General features: G+C 70.4%; 16 protein-coding genes. 5 read left to right on the plus strand and 11 right to left on the minus strand.

Annotated elements, in window-relative coordinates:
- Positions 1-86: 86 nt before the first annotated feature.
- The 4 genes from IZR01_RS52715 to IZR01_RS40250 all read right to left on the minus strand — a co-directional run bounded on the left by IZR01_RS52715 (position 87) and on the right by IZR01_RS40250 (position 6312).
- Positions 87-1733 carry a DNA repair helicase XPB gene (locus IZR01_RS52715; RefSeq protein ID WP_194897437.1) on the minus strand — a complete coding sequence of 549 codons (1647 nt, stop codon included), beginning with the start codon at positions 1731-1733 and terminating at the stop codon, positions 87-89.
- Positions 1734-1855: 122 nt separating this feature from the next.
- Positions 1856-3340, minus strand: coding sequence for an MFS transporter (locus tag IZR01_RS40240; protein WP_194926913.1), 1485 nt, complete (start codon positions 3338-3340; stop codon positions 1856-1858).
- Between the two features lie 316 nt (positions 3341-3656).
- Positions 3657-5138: a beta-N-acetylhexosaminidase gene (locus tag IZR01_RS40245; RefSeq protein WP_194926914.1), complete on the minus strand. Its 1482-nt coding sequence runs from the start codon at positions 5136-5138 to the stop codon at positions 3657-3659.
- Between the two features lie 103 nt (positions 5139-5241).
- A complete protein-coding gene (locus IZR01_RS40250; RefSeq protein WP_194926915.1) occupies positions 5242-6312 on the minus strand; it encodes an ABC-2 transporter permease in 1071 nt (356 codons plus the stop codon).
- A gap of 150 nt (positions 6313-6462) precedes the next feature.
- Between IZR01_RS40250 and IZR01_RS40255 the strand changes: the two genes are divergently transcribed.
- Together IZR01_RS40255 and IZR01_RS40260 are read left to right on the plus strand one after the other, a co-directional pair.
- Positions 6463-6909: a MarR family winged helix-turn-helix transcriptional regulator gene (locus IZR01_RS40255; protein WP_194926920.1), complete on the plus strand. Its 447-nt coding sequence runs from the start codon at positions 6463-6465 to the stop codon at positions 6907-6909.
- Positions 6910-7009: 100 nt separating this feature from the next.
- Positions 7010-7393 carry a hypothetical protein gene (locus tag IZR01_RS40260; RefSeq protein WP_194897433.1) on the plus strand — a complete coding sequence of 128 codons (384 nt, stop codon included), beginning with the start codon at positions 7010-7012 and terminating at the stop codon, positions 7391-7393.
- A gap of 142 nt (positions 7394-7535) precedes the next feature.
- Here IZR01_RS40260 and IZR01_RS40265 read toward each other — a convergent pair whose 3' ends face one another.
- A complete protein-coding gene (locus tag IZR01_RS40265; protein WP_194926916.1) occupies positions 7536-8228 on the minus strand; it encodes a TetR/AcrR family transcriptional regulator in 693 nt (230 codons plus the stop codon).
- Positions 8229-8342: 114 nt separating this feature from the next.
- On the opposite strand from IZR01_RS40265, the gene IZR01_RS40270 reads away from it, so the two are divergent.
- Complete coding sequence (locus IZR01_RS40270) at positions 8343-9851, plus strand: DHA2 family efflux MFS transporter permease subunit (RefSeq protein ID WP_194926917.1); 1509 nt, start codon at positions 8343-8345, stop codon at positions 9849-9851.
- 76 nt (positions 9852-9927) lie between these two features.
- Here the strand turns inward: IZR01_RS40270 and IZR01_RS40275 are convergent, their stop codons facing one another.
- The 5 genes from IZR01_RS40275 to IZR01_RS40295 form a co-directional block, all read right to left on the minus strand.
- Entirely contained in the window at positions 9928-10539 is a 612-nt protein-coding gene (locus IZR01_RS40275) for a DUF7003 family protein (RefSeq protein ID WP_194897430.1), read from the minus strand.
- Positions 10540-10553: 14 nt separating this feature from the next.
- Positions 10554-11165, minus strand: a complete 612-nt coding sequence (locus IZR01_RS40280) for a MarC family protein (protein WP_194897429.1) — start codon at positions 11163-11165, stop codon at positions 10554-10556.
- Positions 11166-11248: 83 nt separating this feature from the next.
- On the minus strand, positions 11249-12460 hold the full coding sequence (locus IZR01_RS40285) for a trans-sulfuration enzyme family protein (RefSeq protein ID WP_194926918.1): 1212 nt from the start codon (positions 12458-12460) through the stop codon (positions 11249-11251).
- Positions 12461-12614: 154 nt separating this feature from the next.
- Positions 12615-13010 carry a cold-shock protein gene (locus IZR01_RS54560; RefSeq protein ID WP_194897427.1) on the minus strand — a complete coding sequence of 132 codons (396 nt, stop codon included), beginning with the start codon at positions 13008-13010 and terminating at the stop codon, positions 12615-12617.
- A 171-nt stretch (positions 13011-13181) separates the two neighbouring features.
- Positions 13182-13799 (minus strand): HAD family hydrolase, encoded by a 618-nt coding sequence (locus tag IZR01_RS40295; protein WP_194897426.1) that lies wholly within the window; start codon positions 13797-13799, stop codon positions 13182-13184.
- A gap of 57 nt (positions 13800-13856) precedes the next feature.
- On the opposite strand from IZR01_RS40295, the gene IZR01_RS40300 reads away from it, so the two are divergent.
- Both IZR01_RS40300 and IZR01_RS53780 read left to right on the plus strand, forming a co-directional pair.
- Complete coding sequence (locus IZR01_RS40300; RefSeq protein ID WP_194897425.1) at positions 13857-14150, plus strand: hypothetical protein; 294 nt, start codon at positions 13857-13859, stop codon at positions 14148-14150.
- Positions 14151-14371: 221 nt separating this feature from the next.
- A complete protein-coding gene (locus IZR01_RS53780; RefSeq protein ID WP_323746566.1) occupies positions 14372-15046 on the plus strand; it encodes a ferredoxin family protein in 675 nt (224 codons plus the stop codon).
- Here IZR01_RS53780 and IZR01_RS40310 read toward each other — a convergent pair.
- A partial coding sequence (locus IZR01_RS40310) for a hypothetical protein (RefSeq protein WP_194926919.1) occupies positions 15033-15465 on the minus strand: 433 nt, incomplete at its 5' end. The two genes, IZR01_RS53780 and IZR01_RS40310, sit on opposite strands and share 14 nt — an antisense overlap.

Raw genomic sequence — 15465 nt, forward strand, 5'->3', positions numbered from 1 at the left:
CCGGCACAACCATTACCGAAGGCCGTAAAAAGCCCTTTAACAAACCGCAGCACAGGGCAGCGGAAGCCCGCTGCCCTGCCGCTCCCTCAGATGTCCTTCCCAGCGAACACATCATCCGCATCGGCGATCCGATACGCGTACCCCTGCTCCGCCAAGAACCGCTGCCGGTGCGCCGCGTACTCCTGGTCCACGGTGTCGCGCGAGACCACCGCGTAGAACCGTGCGCCGCGCCCGTCGGCCTTCGGGCGCAGCACGCGGCCTAGCCGTTGCGCCTCCTCCTGGCGGGAGCCGAATGTGCCGGAGACCTGGATGGCGACGCTGGCCTCGGGTAGGTCCACCGAGAAGTTCGCCACCTTCGAGACCACCAGGGTGGGGATCTCGCCGGTGCGGAAGCCCTCGTAGAGGCGTTCGCGTTCCTTGACCGGGGTGGTGCCCTTCAGGACTGGCGCGCCTAGGCGCTCGCCTAGGTCGTCCAGTTGTTCCAGGTACTGGCCGATGACCAGGGTTGGTTCGCCGGCGTGCTTTTTCACCAGGGCCTCGACCAGTTTTGCCTTGGTGGCGGTGGTTGAGGCTAGGCGGTACTTCTCCTCCGGTTCGGAGCTGGCGTAGCGGAGGCGCTCGTGGTCGGTGAGGGTGACGCGGACCTCGACGCAGTCCGCCGGGGCGATGTAGCCCTGGGCCTCGATGTCCTTCCAGGGGGCGTCGAAGCGCTTGGGGCCGATCAGGGAGAAGACCTCGCCTTCCAGGCCGTCCTCGCGGACCAGGGTCGCGGTCAGGCCCAGGCGGCGGCGGGATTGGATGTCCGCGGTGAAGCGGAAGACCGGGGCCGGGAGGAGGTGGACCTCGTCGTAGACGATCAGGCCCCAGTCGCGGGCGTCGAACAGTTCCAGGTTGGCGTAGACGCCCTTCGTCTTGCGGGTGAGGACCTGGTAGGTGGCGATGGTGACCGGGCGGATCTCCTTGCGGGCGCCTGAATACTCGCCGATCTCCTCGTCGGTCAGGGTGGTTCGCTTCAGTAGTTCCCGGCGCCACTGGTGGACGCTCACCGTGTTGGTGACCAGGATCAGCGTCGTGGCCGCCACGCCGGCCATCGCCGCCGCGCCGACGATGGTCTTGCCCGCGCCGCAGGGCAGGACGATCACGCCGGAGCCGCCGTGCCGGAAGCCCTCGGCGGCCTCCTTCTGGTACGGGCGCAGGGTCCAGCCGTCCTCGCGCAGTGCGATGTCGTGGCGTTCGCCGTCCACGTAGCCGGCCAGGTCCTCGGCCGGCCAGCCGACCTTGAGCAGGACCTGTTTGAGGGTCCCGCGCTCGGAGGGGTGGACCTTGATGGTGTGCTCGTCGACGCGGGCGCCGATCAGCGGCTGCACCTTCTTGTGTCGGATCACTTCCTCCAGCACCGGAACGTCGGTGGTCTCCAGGACCAAGCCGTGCGTCGGGTGCTGGAGCAGCCGCAGGCGGCCGTAGCGGTCCATGGTGTCGGCGATGTCGACCAGCAGTGAGTGCGGCACCGGGTAGCGGGTGTGGCGCAGCAGGGCGTCGATGACCTGCTCGGCGTCGTGGCCTGCGGCGCGGGCGTTCCACAGGGCCAGCGGGGTGATGCGGTAGGTGTGGATGTGCTCGGGTGAGCGCTCCAGCTCGGCGAACGGGGCGATGTCCCGGCGGCACTCCTCGGCCTGCGGGTGGTCGATCTCGAGCAGGAGGGTCTTGTCGGACTGGACGATCAAGCAGGTCACGCATACCTCCGGGCGCGGCGCTGGGGTCGGGCGACGGGCATCCTTCTAGTGTCGCTCATCGCGGCGGTCCGCAGCACCACACATCCGGTGTGGACGGCTCTGCTCCCGGTCGGCGACGCCGGTCACGTCCGGGCCACGCCCGGTATCCGTTCCCGGACCAGTGCGTACAACGGCACCGAGACCGCCATGATTCCGGCGGCGGTATACACCCCGGGTGCCCAGCTGCCGGTGGAGTCCCGCAGCACGCCGCTGACCACCGGGCTGGCCACCGCGCCGATCTCGGCGATCAGGTTGAACACCCCGAACACCGCGCCCCGGTCGGCGTCCGGCACCTGGTCGCCCAGGATGCTGTGGACGATCGGCTGGAGCGCGTTGAAGAACAGGCCCGAGGTGAACAGGATCAGCCCGAGCAGCAGCAGCGAGGGGTGCCCGGCCTGCAACGAGATGCCGAACGCGACGGCCAGCACGGTGTGCACCACGGCGCAGGTGATCGCCAGCGGCTTGCGCCCCTTGCCGGCCCGCACCCGCCGGTCGGCGATCCACCCGCCGACCGGGAAGCCGATGATCCCGGCCCCGGCGTTGAACGCGGCGGTCAGCGCCGCGGACGTCAGGCTGCTGTGCGCGGCCTCCGAGACGATCTCCACCGACCAGTAGGAGAAGAACCACAGGTTCCACATCACCGCGATGAACGCGATGTAGAGCAGCCACAAGTCCCTGGTCAGCAGGGTCTTGGCCCGGCCGGTCCGGGTCAGGTCCCGCACCACGAACGCGATCATCACCGCGGCCAGCACCCCGGACCCGATCGCGGTCTCCCACGCGGTCCACCCGGCCTTGTCCGAGATCAGGTACAGCGCGGTGATCGCGGCCGCGCACGGCACCGAGTAGCCGATCAGCCGCAGCAGCGGCGGCCCCAGGCGCAGCGGCCGGTCGCCCCGGGCCCGGAAGAACAGCCAGGTGGCGACGCCGACCAGCAGCGAGAACGCGCCGAACAGGTACAGCGGCATGCTCCAGGCCCGGGCGCCGAAGCCCGCCGACTTGCCCCAGTCGATCATGTAGGGGGTGGCGATCGTGGCGATGGTCAGGCCGATGGACAGGCCGGAGACGGCGACGCCGAGCCCTATGGTCCGGCGGCGCGGCGGCGTGTGCTCGATGACCAGCACCCGGTCGTTGGAGTAGAAGACGCCCTCGCCCAGCCCGGTCAGCACGCGGGCCACCACGAACACCACCAGCCCGGTGGCCAGCCCCGAGACCAGCGTCAGCACCCCGGCCCACAGCAGCGAGAGCACCAGCATCTCGCGGTGCCCGTACCGGTCGCCGAGCCGCCCGCCCGCGTACTGCGTGAGCATGTAGCCGGTGAAGAACATCGACCCGATCAGCCCGCCGAGCGCCGCCGGATGGGCCGAGCTGCCGATGAAGCCGCCCTTGTCGTGGATCATCCACGCCACGACGGGCCCGGTGACGGTGCGGTCGGCGTAGCTGACCAGCCAGCCGAACAGCAGGAGCAGCCACAGTTTCTGGTAGCTCCCGGTGAAGGCCGGCCGCGGGCCCCCCGCCGCGCGGCCTGTCTCCTCGGCGTCCGGCTGCCGCGCTCCGATGACCTCGCTCATATCGCTCCTCGGCGCGTTGGGTAAGCGCTTTCCCGCTTTCTGGACACCATGCCCGCCGATATCAAGATGGTCAAGGGTTTTCCGGCAGGTGACGGAGGTGTCACCGACCGGAGTCGGCTGGCTCGCTCACCGAACTAAGCGAGAGGCGACAAGCGAGAGGCGACAAGCGGGAAGCGACAAGCGGGAAGCGGGAAGCGACAAGACAAGCGGGAAGCGGGAAGCGACAAGCGGGAAGCGAGAAGCGAGAACAGAATCTCCCCGGCGCCCCACCGAAGGGCGCCGGGGAGATCTCAGGGTTCGACGTTCGCCGCGCGGACTATTCGGCGCCGTCCCCGTCCGGCTTCCGGTCCGGCGCCGGCTGCTTCTGCCAGGGATGCGGCCCGTCCAGCGGCCGGTACTCCACCCCGAGCGCGTCCAGCCGCTCCAGGTGCTTCTCCAGCCGCGTCCGGAACTCCGCGAACTCCCGTCCCGGCGCCGACCACACCGTCTCGCTGAACGCCGCCAGCCGCGGCCAGGCCTGGTAGTCGTGGACGCGGGCGTCCGGGATGTACTCGCTCCACAGCGTGGCCTCGGAGCCGATCACGTGTCCGACGAGTTCTTCGGGCATCCCCTCGGGCACCGGCTCGAAGCTGTACGCCTGCTCCAGCGACGTCGGCGCGGCGAACGGCGCGCCCGGCTCGCCTTCCGCGTCGGACTGCCGGTAGTCGAAGTAGACCCAGTTCGTCGGGCTGGTCAGGGTGTCGTGCCCGCGCCGGGCCGCCTCGACCGCGCCGTCGGTGCCGCGCCAGGACGACACCACGGTGCCCGGGAACAGCTCGCCTTCCAGGATCTCGTCCCAGCCCAGCAGTTTGCGGCCCTTGTCCGCGACGTGCTCGCTCACCTGGTGCATGAACCAGGCCTGCAGGTCCTCTTCGGTCTTCAGCCCGAGTTCGGCCTTGCGCTCCTGGGCCCGCGCGCTGGCCCGCCACTCGTCCTTGGGGCACTCGTCGCCGCCCAGGCAGACGAACTCGCCGGGGAACAGGTCGCAGACCTCGTCCATGACGTTCTTGTAGAACTCGACGGTCGCGTCCTCGACGTTCAGCACCGACTTGGCGATCCCGAACCGGGTCCACACCTCGCGCGGCTGCCGCGCGCTCGGCACGTCCTGGTTGCCCAACTCCGGGTAGGCGGCGATGGCGGCCGTGGAGTGCCCGGGGATGTCGATCTCCGGGACGATCGTGATGTGCCGCTCGGCGGCGTAGTCCACGATCTCGCGGATGTCGTCCTGGGTGTAGAAGCCGCCGTGCGGCTTGCCGTCGCCCAACGTCTCCCGGCGCCAGCCGCCGACCTCGGTGAGCTTCGGGTAGCGCTTGATCTCGATCCGCCAGCCCTGGTCCTCGGTCAGGTGGAAGTGCAGGACGTTCAGCTTGTGGAAGGCCATCAGGTCCAGGAAGCGCAGCACGTCGCGCTTGGGCAGGAAGTGCCGGGCCACGTCCAGCATCGCGCCGCGCCAGCGGAAGCGCGGCAGGTCGATGATGTCCACGTGCGGGATCGGCCAGGACTGGTCGCCGCCGTTGCTGCGCAGCGCGCCGGGCGGCAGCAGCTGCTTCAGGGTCTGCTCGGCGTGGAACAGGCCGGTGGGCGAGGAGATCTGGAAGGTGACGCCCTCATCGGTGACGGTCAGCCGGTAGCCGTCGGGGCCCAGCTCGGGCCGGCCCTCCTGGAGGTCGACGACGACGTCGGAGCCGAACATCAGCTGTCCGGTCCCGACCTGTACGTGAAAGGGCTTGGGGATGATCGAGATCTCAGGCGCGTCCATTCCGACAAGATCTCATGGATCGTTCATCGATAAAACGATAAAAGCTGGCGGGTCGAAAACGACCCACCAGCTTGATAAATCGGGGGAGTGAGAGCGCTCGGACTCAGACCGCGACGAGTTCTTCCAACTCCGCTTCCGCCTCGGCCTCGGTCTCGCTCTCGGACACCCGGTTCCGCCGCTCGGCCAGCGCCGCCGCGCCGACCGTCAGCGCCCCCACGCCGACCCAGCCGAGGAGCGTCCAGGCGTGCCGGGCCAAGCCGGTCCCGCCGAAGTACAGCAGGCTCCGCACGCCCTCGACGAGGCCGGCGCCGTTCCAGAAGGCGTGCAGCCCGCCGAAGAAGCCGTCCTGCAACTCGGGCTGGAACAGCCCGCCGGAACTGGTGAAGTTCAGCATCACGAACAGCACCATCATCACCAGCGTGGTCCACCGCTTCAGGAACGGGTGCAGGCCCACGCCGATCAACAGGATCGCCGCCGAGTAGAGCCAGGCCAGAGCCCACACCCCGGCCAGGCTGTGGTGCGCGAGGTGGAAGACCGGGCCGGCTAGCGCCGCACCGATCAGGCTGACCGCGGTCGCGGTGCCCAGCGCCAGCGCGGTCTTGCGCTTGAGTGACCAGCCGGTGGCGCCAGCGCCGATCGCGGCGACCGCGCTGTAGGACCCGATGCTCACCGCGATCATCAGGAAGAAGGGCCCTGAGTTGGTCGGGTCGTCGGCGGTGGTCGGGGCGACGTCGGTGACGGCCAGCGGCTTGTTCTCCAGCGCGGCGACGGTGGTGAAGACCTTGGCGGCGACGGTGGCCGAGGAGTCGCTGTTCCCCTCGGCTATGTACAGCTGCGGCTTCGCCGGGTCCGGGACGAACGCGCCGACCAGATCGCGGCTGTGCAGCCGGGACACGGCGGCGTCGGTGCTCGGCAGCGTGGAGACCGTCAGCGTGTCGCCGGCCTTGCTCTGGATCGCCTGCGCGACCGCCGCCACCTGCGGGCCCTGGCCGATCACGGCCACCTTCACGTGGTGCGGGTGCGGGACCATGAACGCGCTCATGTAGGCCAGCCCCATCCCGATGCACATCAGGAGCGGGGTGATCAGGTGCACGAGGACGTGGCGGACCGAGGCCGCCTGCGCGTTCGGCTGCTGCCGGACCGGGTTCGTCGCCGGGTTCGTGGCCGGGTTCATCGGCTGGTGCCTTCTTCCTCCGAATGACCGCTGTTGGTTGCTAACTACAACCTAGCTATAGATGTACTATACAACTACCCGGAGGGAGTGGAGACCGTGACCGACAGTGAGACGCGTCACCGCGAGGCGGTGGACGCCATCCAACGGGAGATGACCGTTTTCGCGCGCCGGGCGCGGGCCTTCGCCGGCCGGCTGCACCCGGAGCTGACTCTGGTCTCCTACACATTGCTGGCGCACCTGGAGGATTCCGGCGGTTGTCTGGCCAAGGATCTGGCCGTGCGCTACGGGTTGGACAAGTCGACGGTAAGCCGCCAAGTGCAGGCACTTGAACGGCTCGGCTTCCTGGAGCGCCGGCCCGCCCCGGAGGACCACCGCGCGCAGATGCTGCATCTGACGCCGGCCGGGACCGACATCCTGGCGCAGGTCACCGAGAGCCGGCATGCCGCGGTCGCCGAGCGGCTGGCCGGCTGGGGCGACGCTGACGTGGCCGGATTCGCCGAGCTGCTGATCCGTTACAACGCAGGCCCGGAAACCTCTGGTGACGGTTCGATCACCCAGGAGTATTCCAACCCTGACATCGCCGAAACAGTGCGCTGACCGGGTATCGGGTCCGCACGGGGTCCGGCGGAAGCAAAGGGCTGCTTTGCACGTGCAAAGGGTCTGTGCATTTGCTGGTTCGGCGCTTACGCTGTGCAGGGTGGACGTGTCCCTGTTGGAGGCCTTCGAGCCGGTGGCCCATGACCTGCGAGCCGCGGGTCTGGACTGCCAGCTGACGGAGGACCCGAACCCGGGCGAGTCGGCGGCCGGCGCCACCGCCGTGCTGATCGTCTCCGGTGTGAAGGTGGGGCGGCTGACCTTGGGGGTGTCGGTCCTGGACACCGCCTCGCGCACGCTCTATCTGGCCGCGCAGACCCAGCGCCTGGTGCAGGGCAACCTGTCGATCGGCGGCCGGCTCATCGAGTGGCCGCCGTGCCTGCCCAGCCACGCGCATCCGATGATGGCCACCCGGGGGCAGCGGGCGCCGCTGTGGACGTGTCCGTTGGGCGGGTCGGTGGCGGTGCCGATCGGGGAGCATCCGTAGGGCTCGCAAGGGATTCCGGCTCCATCGCAGTGCCCTGTCGCACTGCTGTCCTGCTGCCCTGCGTCAGGTTTTGCTTTGCCCTGCAAGCCCTGCAAGCCCTGCTTGTCGGCCTGCCTGCCCTGCGGCGCCATGGGCGTGGCGTTCAGCGCGGCGCGTAAGCCCTGAGGAAGAAGTCCACGCCCTGCGCGACCCGGCGCTGGAACTCGGCCTCGAAATCCACGCCCGGTTCGATCCGCCGCACCGCCGAGCCGGCCATCGCCGTGAGCTGATACGCCAGCAGGTCCGGGACGTCCAGCACTTCGGCGGGCACGTCCAGCAGCCCGGCGCGGGCCAGTGCGGACAGCAGCCGGTTCAGGCGCGGCATGGTGCGGCTCGGGCCGTTGGTGAACCAGCGCTGCTGGAGGTAGGGGTGGTGCTCGGACTCGGCGTCGACCAGCTTGCGCAGGGCCACCAGCGGGCCGGTGTAGACCACGCGGATCCACTCGCCGGCCAGTTGCAGTAGGGCCGCGCGCAGGTCTTCGGGGCCGGTGAGCTTCGAGGGGTCCGGGAAATCGCGGTCCATCAGTTCCATGACGTGCGCGACGGTGCGGTCCTGCACGTCGTCGGTCATCGCCATGAACAGGCGCTCTTTGTCCCCGAAGTGGTTGTAGACGGTCTGCTTGGAGACCTTCGCCTCGGCCGCGATCGCGTCGATGCCGGCGCGGGTGAAGCCGTCGCGCAGGAACACCGTGCCGGCGGCGTTCAGGATCGCCCGGCGCTTCCTCGGGTTGCCCTGGGGCTCTTGGGGTTCCTGGGATTCCTGGTGCGCTCGGGGCTCCTTGGCGGTCGCGGTCATGCGGTCATTCTCCTCGCTCGGAAGTCCGTTGCGGGTTTGGACTCCTCAGTCTAATCTCTTGGACTACTGAGTCTAAAAATATGGACTCACTAGTCCAGCTATCGGGGAGGAACGATGAACCCTCAGCCGTCCGGCGACCGGCTGCCCCGCGAGTACCTGAAGATCGGCTCCGCGCTGGTCCTCGGGGCCGCCATGGCGATGCTCGACGCCACCGTGGTCGCGGTCGCGACCCGTACCCTCGCCGAGCGCTTCGGCTCGCCGCTGTCCGCCGTGGCCTGGGTGTCCACGGCCTATCTGCTCACCATGTCCGTGGTGGTCCCGCTGGCCGGCTGGGCCATGGGCCGGTTCGGCGGGCGCCGGGTGTGGCTGCTCTCGGTGACCGCGTTCCTGGTCGGCTCCGTGCTGTGCGGCGCCGCCTGGTCGATCCCGAGCCTGATCGCCTTCCGCGTGCTCCAGGCGCTCGGCGGCGGCCTGATCCAGCCGGTCGGCCAGGCGCTGCTCGGCCGCAACGTCGGCCCGCGGCACATGGCCCGGGTGATGGCCGTGATGTCGGTGCCGATGGCGCTGCTGCCGGTGCTGGGCCCGGCGGTCGGCGGAGTGCTGCTGGCCGAGTGGGGCTGGCGCTGGATCTTCTTCATCAACGTGCCGATCGGCCTGGCCGGCATCGTCCTGGTCCGGCGCTGGGTGCCGGCCTCGGTCGGAGCCGCGGGCAGCGCCGGCCCGGCAGCCGATGCGGCACGCTTCGACCTCCGGGGCTTCGCCCTGATCTCCCCGGGACTGGCGGCACTGGTCTACGGCTGCTCGGCGGCCGGCGACCACGGCGGCTTCTCCTCGCCGGCCGCGTGGGGGCCGGTGCTCGGCGGTCTGCTGCTGGTGACGGTGTTCGTGTTCTACAGCCTGCGCACCAAGATCCAACCGCTGGTGGACCTGCGCCTGTTCGGCGACCGGGCGTTCGCCGTCGCGATGCTCAACGCCGCGCTGATGGGCGCGACCCTGTTCGGCGCGATGTTCCTGCTGCCGCTGTACTTCCAGCAGGCGCACGGCGTTTCGGCGCTGCGAGCCGGTCTGGCTCTGGCCCCGCAAGGGCTCGGGACCGCGATCTCGACCTTCGCGGCCGGCCGGCTGACCAACCGCACCGGCCCGCGGGTGCTGGTGCTGACCGGGACCGCGGTGGCGACGGCGGCGACGCTGCCGTTCGCGATGGTGGGAGCCGGAACGTCGGCGGCCGCGCTGATGGCGCCGCTGTTCCTGCGGGGGCTGGGCCTGGGCCTGGTGATGGCCCCGCTGATCGCGGCCGGCTATTCGACCCTGCGCCGCGAGTCGATCCCGCAGGCGACGACCACCTTCAACATCCTGAACCGGGTCGGCGGCTCGATCGGCACCGCGGTCCTGGCGGTGATCCTGGTACGCGGCCTGGCCGGCCGGGCAGTGACGCCCGCGCACGTCGCCTCGGCCTACAGCGCCACCTTCTGGTGGGCGCTGGGCTGCACGGCGGTGACGCTGGTGACGGCGGCGTTCCTGCCGGGGGCGAAGGCGATGCGGGCGGCGCTGGCGGCGGCCGCGGCGCATCAGGCCCCGAACGCTGTCGGCACGGAGCGGAAGCCGGTCACGGCTGCCGCGTGATGGCGGGGGCGGGTTCGGCGGCCGTCACGCCGCCGGACCCGTTGCCGGCTAAACCTTCCCGGTTACGCGTTCCCGGTTACGCGTTCCCCGACTCCGGCCAGTTCGACCAGTGCGTGTTCGGCGCCTGAGACGGCCGGTAATCGTGCGCGTTCCCGCTGTCCAGCACCTTGGCGATCAGCTGGAACGTCTCCTCCCGGCTCGGGCGCTCGACCAGCACGTCGGGGTGGTGCCAGGCCTCCAGGCGCAGGATCTCCGGCAGGTCCGGCGGGATCAGGGCGCGGAGTTCGGATTCGTCGGCCAGGAGCAGGTCGCGGTGCTCGGGCACCAGTTCGCGGACCACTTCGGCGAAGTACTCGCCGGGTGACGCCTGGACCGGGAGGTCCCGGCCGCGGACCCGGATCGGGACGCCGCCGATGTAGTTCTCGTCGTCGTCGATCAGGTCCGCGATGTTCTCCACCCGGTTCAGCTGGCTGCCGCCGCGGACGCCGTAGCCGGTCAGGGCGTCGGTGACGCTGCGCGCCTTCGGGTTGAAGCCGACCGTCTCGAAGACCACGGCCCAGTGCTTCTCGTCGCGGTAGACGTGCAGGCGGACGTCTACCGCGTAGTAGAAGCCGTGGTCCAGGAAGGGGAAGGTGAAGTCCTGCGCCGAGGCGTCGACTTGGTCGAGGAATTGTTGTCCGAAGCTCACGGAAAAATCCTAGGTCACCCGGCCTTCACGAAGGCACGCACCGCGTCGGCGACCATCTGCACCGCGATCGCGGACAGCAGCAGACCGGCGATCCGCGTCACCAGCGTCACCCCCGAGTCCTTGATGATCCGGATCACCTGCACCGAGAAGCGCATGGTGAGCCACAGCGTGATGTGGATCGCCACGATCGCCGCCCCGACCGCGAGGATGCCGGACCAGTGGTGGTCGGTGGCCTTGGCGAACACCATCACCGCGACGATCGCGCCGGGTCCGGCGAGCAGGGGTGTGCCCAGCGGCACCAGGGCGACGTTCACCGACTCGTTGGAGTGCGACGGCTCCTCGCTGCGGCCGGTCAGCAGTTCCAGGGCGATCAGCAGGAGCAGCAGTCCGCCGGAGCCCTGGAGCGCGGGCAGCGTGACGCCGAGGTAGTCCAGGATCTGCTGGCCGAACAGCGCGAACACGCAGATCACGCAGAACGCCACCAGGGCCGCCTGCCACGCGGCCCTGGTGCGCTGTGCCTTGCTGCGGCCGTTGGTCAGCGCCAGGAAGATCGGCAGCGTCCCCGGTGGGTCCATGATGACGAACAGGGTGATGTAAGCCGAGAGGAAGAGCTTGCTGTCGAACACCCTGGAAGAACTATCACCTGGAACGTTTCCCCACCATGTCTGTCCGCGCTATCCACCTGGTCGGCGCATCACAGCCGAACACATCAGATCTTTGCGAACGCCGAATCGAGGTCCTCGATCAGGTCCTCGGCGTCCTCCAGCCCCACCGAGAACCGCAGCAGCCCGGCGTCCGGCCGGGCGTCCGGCGCGACGTGCCGGTGGCTCAGCGAGGCCGGGTGGGTGATCAGCGACTCGGCGCCGCCGAGCGAGGCCGCGTGCAGGATCAGCCGGACGTTCTCGGCCACCGTGGCCGCCGCGTCATAGCCGCCGCGCATCTCGAACGAGAGCATCGCGCCGGGCAGCAGCATCTGCTTGTCCGGGCCGATCAGCCCGTCCGGGTCGCCGCCGGGCAGCCCGGGGTAGTGCACGCGCTCCACGGCCGGGTGCGCGGCCAGCCACGTCGCGATCGTCCCCGCGGTCTCCGACGAGCGCTTCACCCGCAGCGGCAGCGTCTGAAGCCCGCGGTGCAGCAGGTAGCCGGCGATCGGGTGCAGCAGGCCGCCGGTCTGCACCCGGATGTCCCGCAGCCGCGCCGCCCACTCCGGCGTGGTGGCGACCACGCCGCCGAGCACGTCGCAGTGCCCGCCGAGGTACTTGGTGGCGCTGTGCACGACCAGCGTCGCGCCGTGCCGGGCCGGCTGTTGCAGCACCGGGGTCGCGAAGGTGGAGTCCACCAGGTAGGGCACGTCGCCGCAGGCCTCGGCGACCGCGTCCAGGTCCAGCAGCCGCGCGGTCGGGTTGGCCGGGGTCTCGACCACGACCAGCGCCGTGTCCGGGCGGGCGGCCAGCGCCGGGGCGATGTCCGCGGGGCCCTGGACCCAGGTCACCTCGGTGCCCAGGGTGCCCTTGGTGAGCAGGCCGTCGGTGCCGCCGTAGATCGGCCGCAGGGCCACGACGTGCCGCTTGCCCGCGGCCCCAGCCCCAGCCCCGGCCGTGGCGGTCGCGGCCAGCAGGCAGGCGGTGATGGCGGCCATCCCGCTGGCGAACGACACCGCCTCGGGCAGGCCCTCCAGCTCGGCCAGCGCCTTCTCGAACCCGGCCGTGGTCGGGTTCCACATCCGCTGGTAGACCAGGCCGCCCTCGGCGGTCGGCGGGCCGCCGGCGACGAGCGATTCGTAGCTCTCGCCGCCGGCGTCGACGCCGGGCAGGTAGTAGGTCGCCGACAGGTCGATCGGCGGAGTCGGGTTCGTGGCGGTTCGTCCAGCGTGGACGGCAGCTGTGGCGGTTACCCGGGCAATGTTCCGATCAGCGCTCATGGAAGTGATTATGCGAGGCGTGCGCCGGGACCGGCATAGCCGTTCACCATGTGGTGGCCTGCTCGGTGGGCTCGGCTCCCCGAGCCCACCTTGCCAAGCTCAGCCCCCGAGCCCACCTTGCCAAGGTCAGCCCGCCGAGCTCACCTCGCCGAGCTCAGCTCTCCAACTGGTCGGCGACCGCCCGCAGTACCCCGGCGAGTTTGCGCGAGGTGGCCTTGTCCGGGTACTTGCCCCGGCGGAAGGTCTCGGACATCCCGTCGAGCAGTTTCATCACGTCCTCGACGATGACCACCATGTCCTCGGCCGGCTTCCGGTCGCGGGCCGCGACCGCGGCCTCCACGCTCGGCCGGGTCTCCAGCAGCTTCACGCCGATCGCGGTGTCGCCGCGCTTGCCGGCCGCCACCCCGAACTCCACCCGCTGGCCGCTCTTGAGCTCCGCGGTGTCCGCGGGCAGGGCGGAGGAGTGCATGAACACGTCGGGCCCGTCGTCACGGGTGATGAAGCCGAAACCCTTTTCGGTGTCGTACCACTTGATCTTGCCGGTAGGCACGGTGGGACCCTCGCGTCTGCTTGTCGTCGTGGTGATTCACTCTTGCGGGGTAAGCGTAACCAGGAAACGACCACCTTGGGCAGGGATATCCCAGAGCGGGAGCCGGGGCTCGGGAGCCGGTGGGGACGGGCTCGCCGAGGCCGGGCGCCGGGTGCGGGACACCGGTGCCGATCAGGCGGCCAAGTACCCGTCCAGCCAGGCCGGGAAACCCCGCAGATCGGTGAGCACGACATCGGTTCCGGCCGCCGCGAGGTCGGCGGCGCTGATCGGTCCGGTGGCCACCGAGACCGCCACCGCGCCGGCCGCCCGCGCGCCCTGGATGTCCCCGATGTGGTCGCCGACGTAGACCGACGCGCCGTGCTCGCGCAGCGCCTCGCCCTTCTTCGGGCCCCAGTGCCAGCCGACCAGGACGTCCGGGGCCAGGCCGAGGTGGTCCAGGTGCAGGGCCGCGTTGGGGCCGTACTTCGCGGTCACCACCATGACCTTCCCGCCCCGGTCGTGGATCGCGGCGAACGCCTCGGCGGCGCCGGGCAGGGCCGGCGTCGGCTTGATCGCGAACTCCGGATAGAGCTCCCGGTACCGATCGCCGGCGGCGGCGATGTCCTCGGCCGGGAACCAGCGCACCAGCTCTTCCTCCAGCGGCGGCCCGAGCCGGGTGACCGCGGCGTCGGCGTCGATGTACCGGCCGGTGACCCGGGACAGCTCGGTCATCGTGGCGTGGATGCCGGGCCGGGAGTCGATCAGGGTCATGTCGAGGTCGAAGCCGACGGTCAGCGGTGCGGTGATCATGCGATAAGGGTATATGCGAACACGTTTTCCCCGGGCCGGCGCGGGCATCGGGGACCCATGGCTGGAGCAGGAGGCAAACGGGCGGCCGGAGACCTCGTCTTCGTGGCCGTCGTCGTCATCGCGATCATCCTGGTCGGGTACATCGTCTTCGTCCTGATCGGCGCCAACGGGCAGAACGACATCGTCAAGACCGACTCCGACTGGGCCGGTTTCTTCGCGACGTGGTTCAAGGACCTGTTCACCCCCAAGAGCCCGAAGCTCAACGTGTTCCTGAACTACGGCCTGGCGACCGTGGTGTATCTCGCGGTCGGCGGGGTGTTGCGCAGGGTACTGAACGACGCGTTCGGGTAGGCCGGGCTAGACGCGGTCGCGGTCGCCGGGTGCGGCCAACGGGCTCTGTCAGCGGCTCTGTCGCTGGCACTGTCACCGGTTCGGGCGAGCGGGGAGGGCGCGGAGGGTAGGACGAGGTGTGCCCGGGGTAAGGTGAGGCTACCCTGACCAGCCGCGGTGATCGTCCGGTTCCGGCGGGACCCGTGCGCCGGTCGTGACCCCGCCCCCTGAGAGACCTGCCCGTGTCCGTCTGCGATTACGCCCTCGGCGGCTGTGCCGCGCTGTGCCGGGCGGCGCGTGAGCCGCTGCGGGACACCGCGCCGCCGCGGGCGAAGGCCTGGCTGGCCGTGGAGCACCCCGGGCCGTGGCCGGCCCTCGGCTGGCCGTCCGACCTGCCCGCTTCGGCGATCGAAGTGCTGACCGCCGCTCCGGCCTACGACGTGCGTCCGCAGCTGATCCGGCGTCCGGACCGCGAGGGCCGGGTCGTGACGGGGGACCGGGTGGTCTTCGTCGCGGGCGGACCGCTCGGCGCGCGCTGGCTGGAGCGGCGGGTCACCTCAGACCTCGGCGACGTCGAGAAACTGGATCTCGCACTGTTGGCCGAGGGCGGTCCGCCCGGGTTCGGCTCGGCGGTGCGGGAGCGGGTCCTGCTGGTGTGCACGCACGGGAAACGCGACGTGTGCTGCGCCCGCTACGGTGCCCCGGTCGCCCGGGAACTGGCCGCGCGCGGGCTGCCGGTGTGGGAGACCACGCACTTGGGCGGCGACCAGTTCGCGGCGAACATGGTCTGCCTGCCCGACGGGACCTACCACGGCCGCCTGGACCGGGAGTCGGCCGCCGAGGTCGCGTTCGGCTCTCTGCGCGGGGAGGTGTCCCCGGCGCACTACCGGGGCCGGGCCGGGGTCAGCCCGACTTAGCGACCGCCTTGAACAGGCGCCAGAGCAGGTAGAGCGCCCCGAGCAGGCCCAACATCGTGGGCACGGCCGTGAACCCGTCCTTGGCCGCTTGCCAGGTCTGGCTGGAGTTCAGCGGGTTGTCGTGGCCGGTGGAGCGGCCGCGGGCCAGGAACAGGCCGAAGGCGTAGAACACGAACGCGGCGATCGGGACGCCGATCAGGGCGAACCGCTTCTCGCCGGGGGTGAACGAGTACGACGTCAGCGCCAGCAGGTAGCCGACGACGATGATCGCGATCGTGAACGGCGACAGCGCCACGGCGTTGACGATCGCGCCGACGCACAGGATGGTCACGGCCGCCAGCGCCTGCGCGTGGCCGGTCGCCGTGCGCCGCACCATGGGACCGGCGGCCAGCGGCGCGGGCGGCGGCGGGGGGCTGTTG

Origin of the sequence: Catenulispora pinisilvae (assembly GCF_015356865.1) — a bacterium.
Classification (GTDB): domain Bacteria; phylum Actinomycetota; class Actinomycetes; order Streptomycetales; family Catenulisporaceae; genus Catenulispora; species Catenulispora pinisilvae.

Excerpts from the sequence above, each read along its gene's own strand:
- IZR01_RS40300 (WP_194897425.1), top strand. The coding sequence starts at position 13,857 with ATGGCTGGAGCAGGAGGCAAACGGGCGGCCGGAGACCTCGTCTTCGTG.
- IZR01_RS40285 (WP_194926918.1), bottom strand. The coding sequence starts at position 12,460 with ATGAGCGCTGATCGGAACATTGCCCGGGTAACCGCCACAGCTGCCGTC.
- IZR01_RS40255 (WP_194926920.1), top strand. The coding sequence starts at position 6,463 with ATGACCGTTTTCGCGCGCCGGGCGCGGGCCTTCGCCGGCCGGCTGCAC.
- IZR01_RS40270 (WP_194926917.1), top strand. The coding sequence starts at position 8,343 with ATGAACCCTCAGCCGTCCGGCGACCGGCTGCCCCGCGAGTACCTGAAG.
- IZR01_RS40265 (WP_194926916.1), bottom strand. The coding sequence starts at position 8,228 with ATGACCGCGACCGCCAAGGAGCCCCGAGCGCACCAGGAATCCCAGGAA.
- IZR01_RS40250 (WP_194926915.1), bottom strand. The coding sequence starts at position 6,312 with ATGAACCCGGCCACGAACCCGGCGACGAACCCGGTCCGGCAGCAGCCG.
- IZR01_RS40245 (WP_194926914.1), bottom strand. The coding sequence starts at position 5,138 with ATGGACGCGCCTGAGATCTCGATCATCCCCAAGCCCTTTCACGTACAG.
- IZR01_RS40295 (WP_194897426.1), bottom strand. The coding sequence starts at position 13,799 with ATGATCACCGCACCGCTGACCGTCGGCTTCGACCTCGACATGACCCTG.
- IZR01_RS40240 (WP_194926913.1), bottom strand. The coding sequence starts at position 3,340 with ATGAGCGAGGTCATCGGAGCGCGGCAGCCGGACGCCGAGGAGACAGGC.